Origin of the sequence: Pseudomonas cedrina subsp. cedrina, assembly GCF_001983175.1 — a bacterium.
GTDB lineage: Bacteria > Pseudomonadota > Gammaproteobacteria > Pseudomonadales > Pseudomonadaceae > Aquipseudomonas > Aquipseudomonas cedrina.
Genome location: NZ_MNPW01000005.1, coordinates 22,162 through 35,680 on the forward strand (window position 1 = coordinate 22,162; position 13,519 = coordinate 35,680).

Below are 13,519 nucleotides of genomic sequence, written 5' to 3' on the forward strand. Positions count from 1 at the left end.
GTCTATGAGGGCGAAGCAAGGGCTTTTGCCCTAGAGTGGCGGTGTTTGCATTCAGGCAATCAAGGGTTGGGGAATCAAGGTGCGTCGGTCTGTGCTAGAGCGAAACGAAAAGGTCGGGACATTCCCCGCACTCAACCGCCTCACTTGGGAAGGTGCCGGTTGGATCAGCCGACTCTGGTGGGTACCGATCCTGGCACTGGCTATCGCGCTGCGATTCTACAACCTGACGGCAGCGGCCATTTGGGGCGATGAAGGCTCCAGCCTGTTGCTCAGCGAATACGCGTTGGCCGATTTGTGGTTCCACGCGGCGCACGACGTGCACCCTCCGCTGTACTTTTTCCTGTTGCGCGGCTGGATCGAGCTGTTCGGCGACAGTATCTGGTCGATTCGCGGCATGAGCGCCATTCCCGGTGTGATTGCCGTAGGGCTGGGCGTCTGGCTGACACGGCAATTGTCCACTCGGCGTGCGGCGGTGCTGGCGGGGATCCTGCTGGCGCTGCTGCCGACGGCGGTGCGCTACAGCCAGGAAGTGCGCATGTATTCGCTGCTGGCCGTGTGGTTGCTGGGCGCCACGCTGGCGCTGGTGTACTGGGTGCGGCAACCCGAGCGCACGCGCTATCTGGCGGCGTATGTCGTGTTGATGAGCGCTGGTTTCTATACCCATTACTTCACCGCGCTGTGCGTGCTGGTGCATTGGAGCTACCTAAGCGTGCTGGGTGTCACAACGGCGCGTGAACAGCGCCTGATCACGCGCCCGGCATGGTGGGTGGCCAACGCCACGATTGTGCTGTTGTTCCTGCCGTGGCTACCGAACCTGCTGGATCTGGTGCAGCACGTCGAACAACTCAAGGTGGGTGGCGACATCGGCTGGGAAGAGCCGGTCAACCTGCTCTCGCTGCCGTCGATGATCTGGCAGTTCATGCTGCAGGATGAAGGCATTGGGTTCTGGGCACCGTTGTTCTGGCTGTTTCCATTGCTGCTGGTGGCTGTTGTCCTGACTGCCGCTTGGCGTGACCGCGAACGCTACCGTCCGGCCAGCCTGTTGGCGCTGTTTTTCCTGTTGCCGCTGTTGTTGGTGTACGGGGTGTCTTTTATTTCCCCGGTATTTATCGAGCGTTACCTGACGGTGTACGCCTTGGGTTTGCCGATCCTTTTCGCGATCGCAATCGACCGCTTGCCTTCACGCTTTTCTCTGCTGGGGGCGGCACTGTTTGTGCTGTTCGTTGGCGTGGAACTGGTCGGGTTGAAAAACAATTTCGCGGTGGATGAGCATGATCAATTCAACGTGCCGGTGGAATTCGTCAACCGCAATTACCAGGAAGGCGACCGCATCGTCCTCAGCGACATGATGTGGTACTTGAGCTACGTGTATTACGACCAGACCGACGCTCAATTGCAGCTGTATACCCCGCCCAAACCCGACGGCACGCCAACCCGGCCCAACGCTTATGGTTTCGGCACTCTGGTGGACCAGGACGGCGGCCGCATCTACCTCGACCACCTGTCGGCGCTGCCCGCGGAGGCCCGTCGCGTGTGGCTGATCAGCAGCGTTGAGGCGCCAGATGAATTCGCCCCATTGCCCCCTGGCTGGCGCGAACTCAGTCGCCAGGAGGGCGGCGGCGCCAGGGCGCGATTGTTCTTGTTGTGCAATGTTGCGTCGGCGCAACCCGAAGGCTGCCGCTAGACTGAAATAATTCTTTGCGCTCAGGAGTCCCATTATGGAATCAAGCATGCATAGCCTGCCGTCACTGTTCAAACAGCTTGGGCTACCGGATGACCCGGTGAGCATCGAGAAATTCGTGACGGTTCACTCGCCGCTCAAGCCGGAGTTGAAACTGGCGGATGCGTTCTTCTGGACAGATAGCCAGAGAGCGTTTTTGCGCGAGGAGATTCTGGACGATGCGGATTGGGCGGTGGTGGTGGATGAGTTGAATCTGATGCTGCGGGGCGGGCGAGGGGTTTGAAAGTGTTAGTCGTGGTCTATAAACCCGATTTTCAGAGTTGCCGGCTTGCACAAAAATAGACCAGAATAAAGACCTTATTGAGGTCTTAATTATGCAAAATGTTCTGGCCGACATGGCCGTCAGTGTTTCCGAACTTAAAAAAAACCCCTCTGCTGTGATGAATGGCGCCCATGGTGGGCCGGTTGCCGTGCTCAATCACAATCGTGTGATGGGCTATATGGTTCCTGCCCACGTCTTTGAAGCGATGATGGAACGTCTGGATGACTTGGAATTGGCGGAACTTGTCCGCTCGCGCAGCCATGAGACGCCTGTACCGGTAAATCTGGATGACCTATAAGCTCGAATTCCTGCCCTCCGCTCGCAAGGAGTGGGACAAGCTTGGGCACACTGTACGCGAGCAGTTCAAAAAGAAACTGGTGGAGCGTCTTACGCTACCCCGCGTCCCCCCGGACGCCCTGCATGGGATGCCCGACTGTTACAAAATCAAACTGAAGGCCTCTGGGTACCGTTTGGTTTATCAGGTGATTGACGCGCGAGTCGTGGTTTCGGTTGTTGCGGTAGGCAAGCGTGAGCGTAGCGATGTTTATGATCGCGCGAAAAAGCGTTGAGGCCGCAGAGTTGGGCACGGTTGGCGTTATTTGCATTGAGTGGCCAGGGGTGCAAAAAAATTAACAAAAGTGGGGAAAATTGAAAAAAACTTATGAGCGTTGAAAAAATCTGGGCTTTAATCGCGTATGTGAACTTTTTCTGAGGCTTCGCGATGTCTCTGGTTGGTTATGCTCATCTCCATCAATCGCTCGGGCTGAAAGCCATCGCTCCTATGCGTGTTGCGATGATCAAGCCTGTCACTCGGATTTCGATGATTGGTGATTGCCTGGCGGTTCCGCACGCCGTTGCCCCTTCGGCTGGCTCGGTACTCGACCATATTCTTTTCGCCCTCAAGCATGAAGGCGTCAACCTCGGCATCCTGGCTCAGGCGCTTGAAGCCGTCACGGCAGACCAACTGCTGCGGGAACTGGAAAAAGCCCCTAACGGCGTGTTCATTCGCAAGGTCTGTTATCTATGGGAAGGCATGATCCTACGGCGTCTGGATTACAGCAAACCGATCAACAGCCGTGTTGCTCCACTGTTCGACCCGCAGCGCTATGTGACGGGCCCTTCGACGCGAAATTCCCGTTGGCGCATCGACTTCAATGGTTTGGGGTCTTTGGCTTATTGCGCGACGGTCGAGCGTACGCCAGAAATCGACACTCTGCTTGGCCTCGACATCCTCGGCCGCGCCAAATCCTTCATGGCCACCCTGCCGCCCGAAATGATGGACCGCGCGATCCAGTGGGCCTACCTGCATGAAACCCGCGACTCGTTTGCCATCGAAAAAGAGCAGCCCAGCGAAGAAAAGTCCCGACGTTTCGTTCAACTGCTGCGCCAAGCCCACGAAGGGCGCCTGCTTACCGAGGACTATCTGGTCGAGCTGCAAAACAGCACCGTCTCCAACCCCTTCGACAAAGCGGTCGCATTTCGCCACGAACAAAATCACCTGCACAACGGCCTGCGTGGCGCAGCGGGCGTCAGCTATGTGCCGCCGCCCCCTGCGTTGTGCCACGAGTTGATGGAAGAGCTGATGGCTTTTGCCAATCAACCTGTGCGCGAGGTCGACCCTTTGATAGTGGCGGCGGTTACCGCGTTCGGCTTTGTGTTCCTGCATCCATTCATGGATGGAAATGGTCGCCTGTCGCGCTTCCTGATCCACCAGACCTTATGCCACCAGGGCGCATTGGAAAATGGCCTGCTGTTGCCGGTTTCCGTCGCCATGAAGCATGAAGAACAAGCCTACCTGCAAGCCTTGAAAACCTTCTCCCAACCAACGCGAGAATTCTGGAACGTTACCTGGCTGGACGCCGACCACATGGCGTTCGACTTCATCGGCCACCCCTCGATCTACCGCTACTGGAACGCCACCCACTGCGTCGAATTCACATTGCAAATGGCCCGCCGCGCGCTGGAAGTGGAACTGCGCGAAGAGACCGAATTTCTCGACCGCTATGACCGGGTGATCAAGGCGGTAAACCAGCGCTTTGACGTGCGCGGCAGTGATCTGTCGAAGCTGGTGATGATGTGCCTGGATAACGAGGGCAAGGTGTCGAAGCATCGGCGCAAGCAGTTCCAGTACAGCGTGCCGGAGGAGGTGTTTGAGTTTATTGAGGAGGAGACCCTGAGGTTGATGGGGGAGTAAGAGGGCAATTCCGATATTCCGTGGAAAATATCGGAAACGTCCTATTTCTTTAGGGGAAACGGACGATAGCTAGCGCAGACGCTTTTTCTTATCAAAGGATTACTTCCTATTGATAAGTGATACTACATGCAAAAGCTGATTCCGCGCGGAACATTACAGAGTCTTGACCCCTCGACGATTGAGTTTGTAAGTCCTTTTTTTGCGACGTCAATTGTTGAGTCTCATCTTTCCTATACTTCCAGTTTGCCTGGTTTGGCTGAGCTCATCCGTGAGTGTGGTATACGTTTGAGTTCGTGTGTAGCGTGGAATGAACGAAGTGGGGTACTTGAAAAAATTAAAAAAGGAGAGTGGTTGCTTATCTCAGAGCGGGCGGGTGCTTTAAATGACATGAAAGCCAGGCGATGTATCCCAGTAGGATTTTCTTCCGGGCAGCGTGATAGCGAGGAGGTGGTAGGGCCGGGCAAATGGGCATTTTTTAGCATTGATTACGACGGAGTGAAAAACACCGCAATTATAGCCGCCAATCGATTAAGTTCTATGGGTGATCAAGGCCGAGTATTTGGTTCTGACGGCAAAGATTTAGCAAATACGACCAGGACACTTATACAGCACTGGGTACCACTGAATGATTTCGAAGAGCACCGCATCGCTGACTCTGCCATACGTCGATATGGTGAGCTCCGGCATACGCCACAACGGTTTTTGGAAGGCGAGGACAAGTGGCAGGTCGGGGGGAAATCCTGGCATTGGCAGCCAGTAACGCCAGATGAGGCTTATGAAACAAAGGGTGGTACAAAATGAGCCATCGCAAAATTTGGTTGTTGTGGGGGGCGATGGATGCGATATATCTCATTTGGTACTCAATCAATAGTTTTTTTAATAATAGAATTCCGTATTTGAATGACTTGATAAGCGCTTCACAGGTTTTGCAGGAGCACAGTGCCGTGCAAGTGTATTTTTTTGTGTTCGCGTTAGTTTTACACGTATCACTATTCGCATCGTGTGCGATGTTTTTTCTTCAAAAAAATTCAGTCCGGTGGCTTGTCGTTTTTCAAACGCCTTTACGGCTTGTGCTCGTTATTCCATCCATTTCACTCCTGTTAATAGGCGCTCGAATCTTCCCGCATTACAGCGTGCTGCTAATGGCTGGATTGATCGGCGCGTCGGAGATTCTAAAAGTCTGGAGCGTGTGGCGATGGAGCAGAAAATGCTGACGCTTTAAGCTTCGCCTGGATGGTCAGACCGAGCAGCAAACCTGAAATCAATGCAGATCTAAATGTGGGAGCGGGCTTGCTCGCGAATGCGGTGATTCAGTCAACGAATGCAGTGACTGACACACTGCATTCGCGAGCAAGCCCGCTCCCACACTGGATTCTGTGGTGTTGCGGCTATCGCTGAAAATTCAGCACCTGCACTCAAATGCGCTTTACTTATCACACCTCCCACCACCGATCCGCTAAATTGTTTCAAAACTTGACGCGTTTGCATCACTCCATCATATTGATAGTTAGCAAACTAACTGTATGCGAACGATCCAGTGCCTCATTCTCTCGAACAACTCCAGATGAACCTCAGCAGCAGCATGGTGGTAGGCGCCCGTAACTGGCGCAAAATCTGCCAGAGCACGCTGGTGAGCTATGGCATCTCCGAAGCCTGCGCCGTGCCGTTGCTGATGATCGGCCGCTTGGGCGACGGTGTGCACCAAGTAAAAGTCGCCCAGGCCTCGGGCATGGAAAGCCCGTCGCTGGTGCGCCTGCTCGACCGGCTGTGTACCGACGGCTACGTGTGCCGCACCGAAGACATCCATGATCGCCGCGCCAAGTCATTGAGCCTTACCGAGCGTGGCCGCGAACTGGTACGCGCGGTGGAAGTGCAACTGGTGCGCCTGCGCAAGGACGTCCTGGTGAATATCGCGCCCGACGATCTGGAGGCCGCGCTGCGTGTGTTGCGCGCTTTCGAGGCGGCGACGCCGTGAAGGGTTTCTTCACCGGCATGCCGCCTGCCAAAGACTGGTTCTACGGGGTTCGTACCTTCGCCGCGTCGATGATCGCCTTGTACATCGCCATGCTCATGCAAATGCCGCGTCCGTACTGGGCGATGGCCACGGTGTATATCGTGTCGAGCCCGTTTGTCGGCCCTACCAGTTCCAAAGCGCTGTACCGCGCCATCGGCACCTTCATGGGCGCGGCGGCGGCGGTGATTTTCGTGCCGATGTTTGTGCAGTCGCCGTACCTGTTGGTGGTGGTGATTGCGCTGTGGACGGGCACGCTGTTGTTTCTGTCGATGCACCTGCGTACCGCCAACAATTACGCCCTGATGCTCGCTGGCTATACCTTGCCGCTGATCGCCCTGCCGGTGGTGGATAACCCGCTGGCGGTGTGGGACGTGGCCGAGGCGCGCACCGAAGAGATCTTCCTCGGCATCGCCGTGGCGGCGGTGGTGGGCGCGATGTTCTGGCCGCGCCGGCTGATGCCGGTGTTCGACGGCTCGGTGGCCAAGTGGTTTGCCGACGCGAAGGTCTACAGCCGGCGCTTCCTCACGCGCACGGTTGAGCCTGAAGAAATCAGCACCCTGCGCGGCGGCATGGTCGCCACCTTCAACACCCTCGAATTGATGATCGGCCAGTTGCCCCACGAAGGCGCCCGGCCGCAGACGGTGCGTAATACCAAGGAGTTGCGTGGGCGGATGATTCACCTGCTGCCGGTGATCGACGCCCTGGACGACGCGATCTACGCCATCGAACACCGTGCACCGGAGTTTCTCGATCAGTTCACGCCGCTGCTGGGAGCCGCCAGTGCCTGGCTGGAAAGCACTACAGAAAACGCCCCCGTCGAACGCTGGCGCGTGCTGCGCGACAAGATCGACGCCGCCCAACCCCAGGGCGAAGCGCTGGATGACCGCCACACGCTGCTCTTCTCCAACGCCCTTTACCGGTTGGCTGAATGGATCGACCTGTGGCAGGACTGCCGTAGCCTGCAAGCTGCCATCCAGTGCGAAAGCCAGGACACCTGGCGCGCCGTCTATCGCCACTGGCGCCTGGGCCGGCTCACGCCGTTCCTCGACCGTGGGCTGATGTTCTACTCGGCGTTTTCCACCGTCACTGCGATCATCGTCGCCTCGGTGCTGTGGATTTTGCTCGGCTGGACCGACGGCGGCAGCGCGGTGATCCTGGCCGCCGTCGCCTGCAGTTTTTTCGCCTCGATGGACGACCCGGCGCCGCAGATCTACCGGTTCTTTTTCTGGACGGCCATGTCGGTGCTGTTCGCCAGCCTCTATCTGTTCCTGGTACTGCCCAACCTGCACGATTTCCCGATGCTGGTGCTGGCGTTTGCCGTGCCGTTTATCTGCATCGGCACGCTCACCGTGCAGCCGCGCTTTTACCTGGGCATGTTGCTGACGCTGGTGAACACCTCGTCATTTATCAGCATCCAGGGCGCCTATGACGCCGACTTCCTCAACTTCGCCAACGTCAACCTGGCCGGTCCCGTGGGCCTGCTGTTTGCCTTTGTGTGGACGCTGATCGCGCGGCCCTTCGGTGCCGAGCTGGCGGCCAAGCGCCTGACCCGTTTCAGCTGGCGCGACATCGTCAGCCTCACCGAGCCGGCGACCCTCGCCGAACACCGGCACATGGCCGCGCAAATGCTCGACCGCCTGATGCAGCACCTGCCGCGCCTGGCGCTGATCAACCAGGACACCGGCACCGCCCTGCGCGATTTGCGCGTGGCGCTGAACCTGCTTGACCTGTTGGCCTATTCGCCGCGCGTGCTCGGTGTGCCACGGGTGCTGCTCAACCAAGTGGTGGAAGGCGTGGGCGGCTATTTCAAGGCCTGCCTCAAGGCCGGTGAACGCCTGCCGGCGCCCAGCGGTCTGCTGATGACGCTGGACCGCACGCGTCGCGCCCTCAACGGGCAAGGCCTGCAAGACGAAGACGACACCCGCCTGCACTTACTGCACGCGCTGGCCGGTTTGCGCCTGGCGCTGTTGCCGGGCGTGGAATTCATTGGCGGCGCCGAGCTGCAAGCGCCGCTGCCTGATGGAGCGCCTTTATGATCGGTGATCTGGATATCAGTGGGGTGTTCCTGCCCACGCTGCTGGTGCTGATGGGCATTACGTACGTGTTGTTCCTGGTGGTGCACGGGCTGTTGACCCGCGTCCACTTCTATCGCCTGGTCTGGCACCGGGCATTGTTCAATGTGGGGCTATACGCGCTGTTGCTGGGCGCGGTGGACTCACTCAGTCGATACCTGATGACATGAAAAAACCTTTTTTGACCATCGGCCGTGTGGTCCTCACGCTATTGATCGTGACGTTTGCGGTCGTCGTTGTGTGGCGCATGGTCATGTACTACATGTTCGCGCCCTGGACCCGTGACGGCCACATCCGCGCCGACATCGTGCAGATCGCCCCGGACGTGTCCGGGCTGATCCAGCGCGTCGACGTGCGCGACAACCAGTTGGTGACCAAAGGCCAGGTGCTGTTCGCCGTCGACCAGGACCGTTTCAAGCTGGCCCTGCGCCAGGCCCAGGCCGCCGTCGCCGACCGCCAGGAAACCCTGGCCCAGGCCCAGCGCGAGTACAAGCGTAACCTTGGCCTGGGCAACCTGGTGCCCAGCGAGCAGTTGGAAGAAAGCCAGTCGCGCGTCGCCCGTGCCCAATCGGCCCTGGCCGAGGCCCAGGTAACGGTGGATTCGGCCCAGCTCAACCTCGACCGCTCGGTAATCCGCAGCCCCGTCGACGGCTACGTCAACGACCGGGCGCCGCGCACCCAGGAATTCGTCACCGCCGGGCGTCCGGTGTTGTCGGTGGTGGACAGCAACTCGTTCCATATCGACGGCTACTTCGAAGAGACCAAGCTCGACGGCATCCATGTCGGCATGGACGTGGACATCCGCGTGATCGGCGACAACGCCCGCCTGCGCGGCCATGTGCAGAGCATCGTCGCCGGTATCGAAGACCGCGACCGCAGCAGCGGCTCCAACCTGTTGCCCAACGTCAACCCGGCGTTCAGCTGGGTGCGCCTGGCCCAGCGGATTCCGGTGCGCATCGCGTTTGACGAGGTGCCGCCGGACTTCCGCATGATCGCCGGGCGAACCGCGACCGTCTCGATCATTGGCGATAAGGTTAAAGACGGAGGCACGCCATGAAGCAGCTGCTGGCAAGCGCCGCGCTGGGTTTGCTGCTGACGGCCTGCCAAGCGGTGGGCCCGGACTACCAATTGCCGGACAAGGCCGCCATCAACCGGAGTGACCTGCAAGGAGAGTTGGCAGGCAAGGGCGGCAATGTAGTGTCGGCGCCGGTGCCGGTGGACTGGTGGAAACTGTACAAGGACCCGCGCCTGGATGAGCTGGTGCGCCAGGCCATGGCGTCCAACACCGACCTGCGCGTGGCCGCCGCCAACCTGCAGCGGGCGCGCTTTCAGACCCAGCAAGCGCAATCGGCGGGTGGCTGGAGCGCCGGCGCCAAGGCAGAAGCCCAGCGCCTGCAGGAGTCCGGCGAAGCGTTTTTGCTGGCTGACAAAGTCCCGGTGGATAACATCGGCAGCGTTGGTATCACCACGTCGTATCAATTCGACCTGTTCGGCACCTTGCAACGCGGCATCGAAAGCGCCCAGGCCAGCGCCGATGCCGCGCAGGCCGCCGCCGATATCGCGCGCATCACGTTGGTGGCGGACGTTGTGCGGTCCTACACCCAAGTGTGCGCGGCGAACGAAGAGCTGGCGATCGCTAACCAATCCCTTGAGCTGCAAGCCCAGAGCACGAAACTGACCCAGCGCCTGCGGGACGCCGGGCGCGGCGATGAAACCCAGGTGACGCGCTCGCAAACCCAATACAAATCCCTGCGCGCCGACATGCCGCGCTACCAGGCGTTGCGCCAGGCCGGGCTGTTTCGCCTGTCGATGCTGCTGGCCAAGCCGGTGGACCAATTGCCAGCGGGCACCAACACCTGCGCCGAACTGCCCCACATCGCCCAGCTGCTGCCGGTAGGTGACGGCGCGACGCTGCTCAAGCGCCGCCCGGATGTGCGCCAGGCCGAACGCCAACTCGCCGCGGCCACCGCGCGCATCGGCGTGGCCACCGGCGCGCTTTACCCGGACATCAGCATCGGCGCCACGGTGGGCACCGTGGGTCTGCTCGACAACCTTGGCCAACCGGCGACCAACCGCTGGGGTTTTGGCCCGATGATCAGCTGGACGGTGCCGACCAATGGCGCCCGGGCGCGCATCCACGAAGCCGAGGCCGCGACCCAGGGCGCCCTGGCGCACTTTGACGGCGTGGTGCTCAACGCCATCCGTGAAACCCAGACGGGCCTTGCGCAATACACCGCGCAACTGCAACGTCGCGACGCCCTCAGCGACGCAGGCGAGTCGGCCAAGGAAGCGGCGGCCCAGACCCATCGCTTCTTCCAGGCCGGCCGCGCATCGTTCCTGGCCGACCTGCAAGCCACCCGCACCTACACCGATGTGCGCGCGCAACTGGCAGCGGCCAACACCCAGGTTGCCATGAGCCAGATCGATCTGTTCCTGGCCCTGGGCGGCGGTTGGGAAAGCGGACGAACGCAAGCCTCACAGCCCGGCAAACCCTGAGCAGGTAGCTATGCTTTGACAGGTGGATCGCCTTGGTTTTATCAATGGCGGCCATCTGACACTGCTCGCGTTTGCTCATGGGGATTCCAATAATGAAAAACCCTTATGCTCCCGCTTTCTGGTGCGTGCTGTTCGCACTGGTGCTGTTATCGGCCGCGTATTTCTATGGCGTCATGCTTGCCCACCAACTCGACAAGGCCATGGTGTTTCTCGACAGCGCCTGCCTGGTCATCGGCACCCTGTCCATCGGCGTGGTGGCCTGGGCCTCCTACCAGAACCAACGGGTCAAGAAAAAGCTCCTCGAGCAAGGCAAGACCCGTGTGGTGATCTGGGACACCAAGGTCGCGCTGCGCCGGGTCGAAACCGTGTTCGACCGCTATTTCTGGGGCAGCTATTGGCAGCCGGGGCGGACCTTCCAGGAAGTCATGGGTGACCTCACCGGCACGCCGCTGGAAAAAAGCCTCGAAGTCCTGAAAAAACAGTGCGTGGCCCTCGACCGGCAAGTTGCCGAAGGTAGGCACTGGCTGAATAACGCGCGGGAATTGTCCGACGTTGCAACGCAAATGGCCCGCGAGCGCTACCAGCTGGACTTCTGCGACCCCAAGTCCGACACCCCCGCAAACGCCGTGATACACCGCGAGTTCGAGGTGCTGGTATACACCTGGACGGCGCGCCTGAAGAGCTTCGACCACCAGCTCGATGAAATTGAGCTGGAGTACTCCTGAACTCCTGCTGAATCGATCCCTCTGAAAAGCTGGGCCGTTCGCGCCCGCCAGTGCTAATCTTCCCCCGTTTTCGGCGGGCTTGAGCCAACCCCCTCAGGGTTCAAGGAAGACAGCCCACTTCTCACAGGATTTGATCAGGTCACTTCATGAATAAGCCAGCCGTTGTTCTTTTGGGTTTCGTTGTCGCCGTGGGCGTCGTCAGTGCAGGCGGTGCCTGGTATACCGGCAAGCAGTTGGAGCCGGTGCTGCAGACGGCCGTGCAGGACGCCAACAAGGAACTGCAACGTTCCATGGCCGGCGTCGACGGCACCGTTGCCCTGGAGCTGGTGTCCCTGGACCGTGGCCTGTTCAGCAGCACCGCGCACTATCGCCTCACGGGCCAGGGCTCGTTTTTCGGCGAGCAGAACCCGAACCCCGAGCTGTTGATCGTCGACCACATCGAACACGGCCCACTGCCATTCTCGCGCCTGGTCTCGCTCAAATGGCTACCGGTCATGGCCACCAGTCACTATGAACTGGAAAAGAACGCCACCACCGAGAAATGGTTCGCCGCCGCCAAAGACAAATCGCCGCTCAAAGGCGTGGCCAATATCGGCTACAGCCGTTCGGTGAGTGGCAATCTCGAATTGCTGCCCCTGGACTTCAAGGACCCGACGTCCTCGGTGAGCTTCTCCGGCCTGAACCTGGATTTTGACAGCACCGCCGAAGGCAAGAAGGTCAAGGTTGATGGCTACATCAATAGCCTCAAGCTGGCGGTGGTTGACGCCAATGGCGCGCCGTTCGAAGCCGAGTTCGCCGGCCTGACCGTGGCCAGCAACCTGGAGAAATCCACCTTTGGCTTCTATACCGGCCAGAACACCATCGAACTGACCGATACCAAGCTCACCTTCGGCCCGCAGAAAGCCGTACTGACCCTCAAGGGCTTCGAGCAGAAAGACAGCAGCGAAGTCAACGACAACATCATGGCCGGCCGCGTCGACTACAAGATCGACGAGATCGGTTACCAGGGCAAACCCGTCGGCTCCGCCGCCATGGCCCTGAGCCTGAAGAACATCGATGTGCCATCGAGCCTGCTGCTGACCAAGCTGTATCAGGACAAGATGCAGCCTGTGCAAGCCGCCGCCGCCGCGGGCCAGCCAGTGCCGGAGTTGCAACTGACCGAGGCCGAGCAAGCCCTGGCCGAAGCCAACGTCAACCAGTTGCTGGCCGCCAAGCCGCACCTGGCGCTGGAAAACCTGTCGCTGAAAACCACCCACGGTGAGAGCAAATTCAACCTGGTGCTGGACCTGGCCAAGCCGGCCTCCATGGAACTGCCACCGGTTGAACTGGGCAAGCAAATCGTTGCGCTGCTGGACGCCAACCTGACCCTGTCCAAGCCGATGATCGCCGACGTTGCCGCCCTGCAGGCGCAGGTGGGCGGTGTGACCGACCCTAAAGCCATCGAGCAGCAATCCCAGATGGCCAGCGAAATGGTCAGCGGCATGGCCGTTGGCACGCAACTGGCGACCCTGGTGGGCAGCGACGTGGTGTCCAAGCTGCATTACGCCAACAATGAAGTGACCTTCAACGGCCAGAAGATGACCGTCGAGCAGTTCATTGGCTTCGTGATGTCCAAGGTCGGCTCGGTGAGCGGCGCTCAATAAGCCCTCGGGGCCGCGCAAAGCGGCCCGATTGAAATGCAATCAAACTGTGGGAGCTGGCTTGCCTGCGATAGCCATAGCTATCTACACAATTTTTAAAGGCTGAAAAATCTCCCTGTAGTGAGCGGGCTTGTCCCGCGCTGGGCTGCGAAGCGGCCCCAAACCAGACGAATTGGGTTTGCCTGAAACTGCGCATTGTCTTTATTGGGGCGGCTTCGCCACCCAGCGCGGGCGGTGCGACGATTCGACAAGCCCGCTCACTACAAAGATGTGTAGATACCCATGCTGTGTAGCGGTGGTTCAGCAACAGAGATGCCGGCTGACCTGACGCCATCGCAGGCAAGCCAGCTCCCACACTGGTTTTTGTGCCCTTGC

At 59.5% G+C, this 13,519-nt stretch carries 13 protein-coding genes; all 13 read left to right on the plus strand.

Going from position 1 to position 13,519, the window contains the following annotated elements; translation table 11 throughout:
• Positions 1-79: 79 nt before the first annotated feature.
• Complete coding sequence (locus BLL36_RS11155; RefSeq protein WP_076951487.1) at positions 80-1,684, plus strand: glycosyltransferase family 39 protein; 1,605 nt, start codon at positions 80-82, stop codon at positions 1,682-1,684.
• A 34-nt stretch (positions 1,685-1,718) separates the two neighbouring features.
• On the plus strand, positions 1,719-1,964 hold the full coding sequence (locus BLL36_RS11160) for a DUF2789 domain-containing protein (protein ID WP_076951488.1): 246 nt from the start codon (positions 1,719-1,721) through the stop codon (positions 1,962-1,964).
• 91 nt (positions 1,965-2,055) lie between these two features.
• Positions 2,056-2,301, plus strand: coding sequence for a type II toxin-antitoxin system Phd/YefM family antitoxin (locus BLL36_RS11165; RefSeq protein WP_076951489.1), 246 nt, complete (start codon positions 2,056-2,058; stop codon positions 2,299-2,301).
• Positions 2,291-2,572, plus strand: a complete 282-nt coding sequence (locus BLL36_RS11170) for a type II toxin-antitoxin system RelE family toxin (RefSeq protein WP_076951490.1) — start codon at positions 2,291-2,293, stop codon at positions 2,570-2,572. The genes BLL36_RS11165 and BLL36_RS11170 overlap by 11 nt, the downstream gene beginning before the upstream one ends.
• 152 nt (positions 2,573-2,724) lie before the next feature.
• Positions 2,725-4,197: a Fic family protein gene (locus tag BLL36_RS11175; protein ID WP_076951491.1), complete on the plus strand. Its 1,473-nt coding sequence runs from the start codon at positions 2,725-2,727 to the stop codon at positions 4,195-4,197.
• A gap of 126 nt (positions 4,198-4,323) precedes the next feature.
• Positions 4,324-4,998, plus strand: a complete 675-nt coding sequence (locus BLL36_RS30445) for a hypothetical protein (protein WP_130925907.1) — start codon at positions 4,324-4,326, stop codon at positions 4,996-4,998.
• 763 nt (positions 4,999-5,761) lie between these two features.
• Positions 5,762-6,172: a MarR family winged helix-turn-helix transcriptional regulator gene (locus BLL36_RS11185; protein WP_076951493.1), complete on the plus strand. Its 411-nt coding sequence runs from the start codon at positions 5,762-5,764 to the stop codon at positions 6,170-6,172.
• The gene (locus BLL36_RS11190) at positions 6,169-8,247 is read left to right on the plus strand and encodes an FUSC family protein (RefSeq protein ID WP_076951494.1); all 2,079 of its coding nucleotides are present in this window, start codon (positions 6,169-6,171) and stop codon (positions 8,245-8,247) included. The genes BLL36_RS11185 and BLL36_RS11190 overlap by 4 nt, the downstream gene beginning before the upstream one ends.
• On the plus strand, positions 8,244-8,453 hold the full coding sequence (locus BLL36_RS11195) for a DUF1656 domain-containing protein (RefSeq protein ID WP_012721577.1): 210 nt from the start codon (positions 8,244-8,246) through the stop codon (positions 8,451-8,453). Before BLL36_RS11190 ends, BLL36_RS11195 begins: the two co-directional genes overlap by 4 nt.
• On the plus strand, positions 8,450-9,340 hold the full coding sequence (locus tag BLL36_RS11200; RefSeq protein WP_076951495.1) for an efflux RND transporter periplasmic adaptor subunit: 891 nt from the start codon (positions 8,450-8,452) through the stop codon (positions 9,338-9,340). The genes BLL36_RS11195 and BLL36_RS11200 overlap by 4 nt, the downstream gene beginning before the upstream one ends.
• Positions 9,337-10,779 (plus strand): efflux transporter outer membrane subunit, encoded by a 1,443-nt coding sequence (locus BLL36_RS11205; protein ID WP_076951496.1) that lies wholly within the window; start codon positions 9,337-9,339, stop codon positions 10,777-10,779. The genes BLL36_RS11200 and BLL36_RS11205 overlap by 4 nt, the downstream gene beginning before the upstream one ends.
• Positions 10,780-10,871: 92 nt before the next feature.
• Entirely contained in the window at positions 10,872-11,504 is a 633-nt protein-coding gene (locus BLL36_RS11210; RefSeq protein ID WP_076951497.1) for an NADH:ubiquinone oxidoreductase subunit N, read from the plus strand.
• Positions 11,505-11,650: 146 nt separating this feature from the next.
• Positions 11,651-13,147 carry a YdgA family protein gene (locus BLL36_RS11215; protein ID WP_076951498.1) on the plus strand — a complete coding sequence of 499 codons (1,497 nt, stop codon included), beginning with the start codon at positions 11,651-11,653 and terminating at the stop codon, positions 13,145-13,147.
• Positions 13,148-13,519 lie beyond the last annotated feature (372 nt).

What these genes read in the sequence shown, in the direction of transcription:
- BLL36_RS11175 (WP_076951491.1), top strand. Translation starts at nt 2,725, where the DNA reads ATGTCTCTGGTTGGTTATGCTCATCTCCATCAATCGCTCGGGCTGAAA.
- BLL36_RS11195 (WP_012721577.1), top strand. Translation starts at nt 8,244, where the DNA reads ATGATCGGTGATCTGGATATCAGTGGGGTGTTCCTGCCCACGCTGCTG.
- BLL36_RS11200 (WP_076951495.1), top strand. Translation starts at nt 8,450, where the DNA reads ATGAAAAAACCTTTTTTGACCATCGGCCGTGTGGTCCTCACGCTATTG.
- BLL36_RS11215 (WP_076951498.1), top strand. Translation starts at nt 11,651, where the DNA reads ATGAATAAGCCAGCCGTTGTTCTTTTGGGTTTCGTTGTCGCCGTGGGC.
- BLL36_RS11170 (WP_076951490.1), top strand. Translation starts at nt 2,291, where the DNA reads ATGACCTATAAGCTCGAATTCCTGCCCTCCGCTCGCAAGGAGTGGGAC.
- BLL36_RS11165 (WP_076951489.1), top strand. Translation starts at nt 2,056, where the DNA reads ATGCAAAATGTTCTGGCCGACATGGCCGTCAGTGTTTCCGAACTTAAA.
- BLL36_RS11160 (WP_076951488.1), top strand. Translation starts at nt 1,719, where the DNA reads ATGGAATCAAGCATGCATAGCCTGCCGTCACTGTTCAAACAGCTTGGG.
- BLL36_RS11205 (WP_076951496.1), top strand. Translation starts at nt 9,337, where the DNA reads ATGAAGCAGCTGCTGGCAAGCGCCGCGCTGGGTTTGCTGCTGACGGCC.
- BLL36_RS11210 (WP_076951497.1), top strand. Translation starts at nt 10,872, where the DNA reads ATGAAAAACCCTTATGCTCCCGCTTTCTGGTGCGTGCTGTTCGCACTG.
- BLL36_RS11185 (WP_076951493.1), top strand. Translation starts at nt 5,762, where the DNA reads ATGAACCTCAGCAGCAGCATGGTGGTAGGCGCCCGTAACTGGCGCAAA.
- BLL36_RS30445 (WP_130925907.1), top strand. Translation starts at nt 4,324, where the DNA reads ATGCAAAAGCTGATTCCGCGCGGAACATTACAGAGTCTTGACCCCTCG.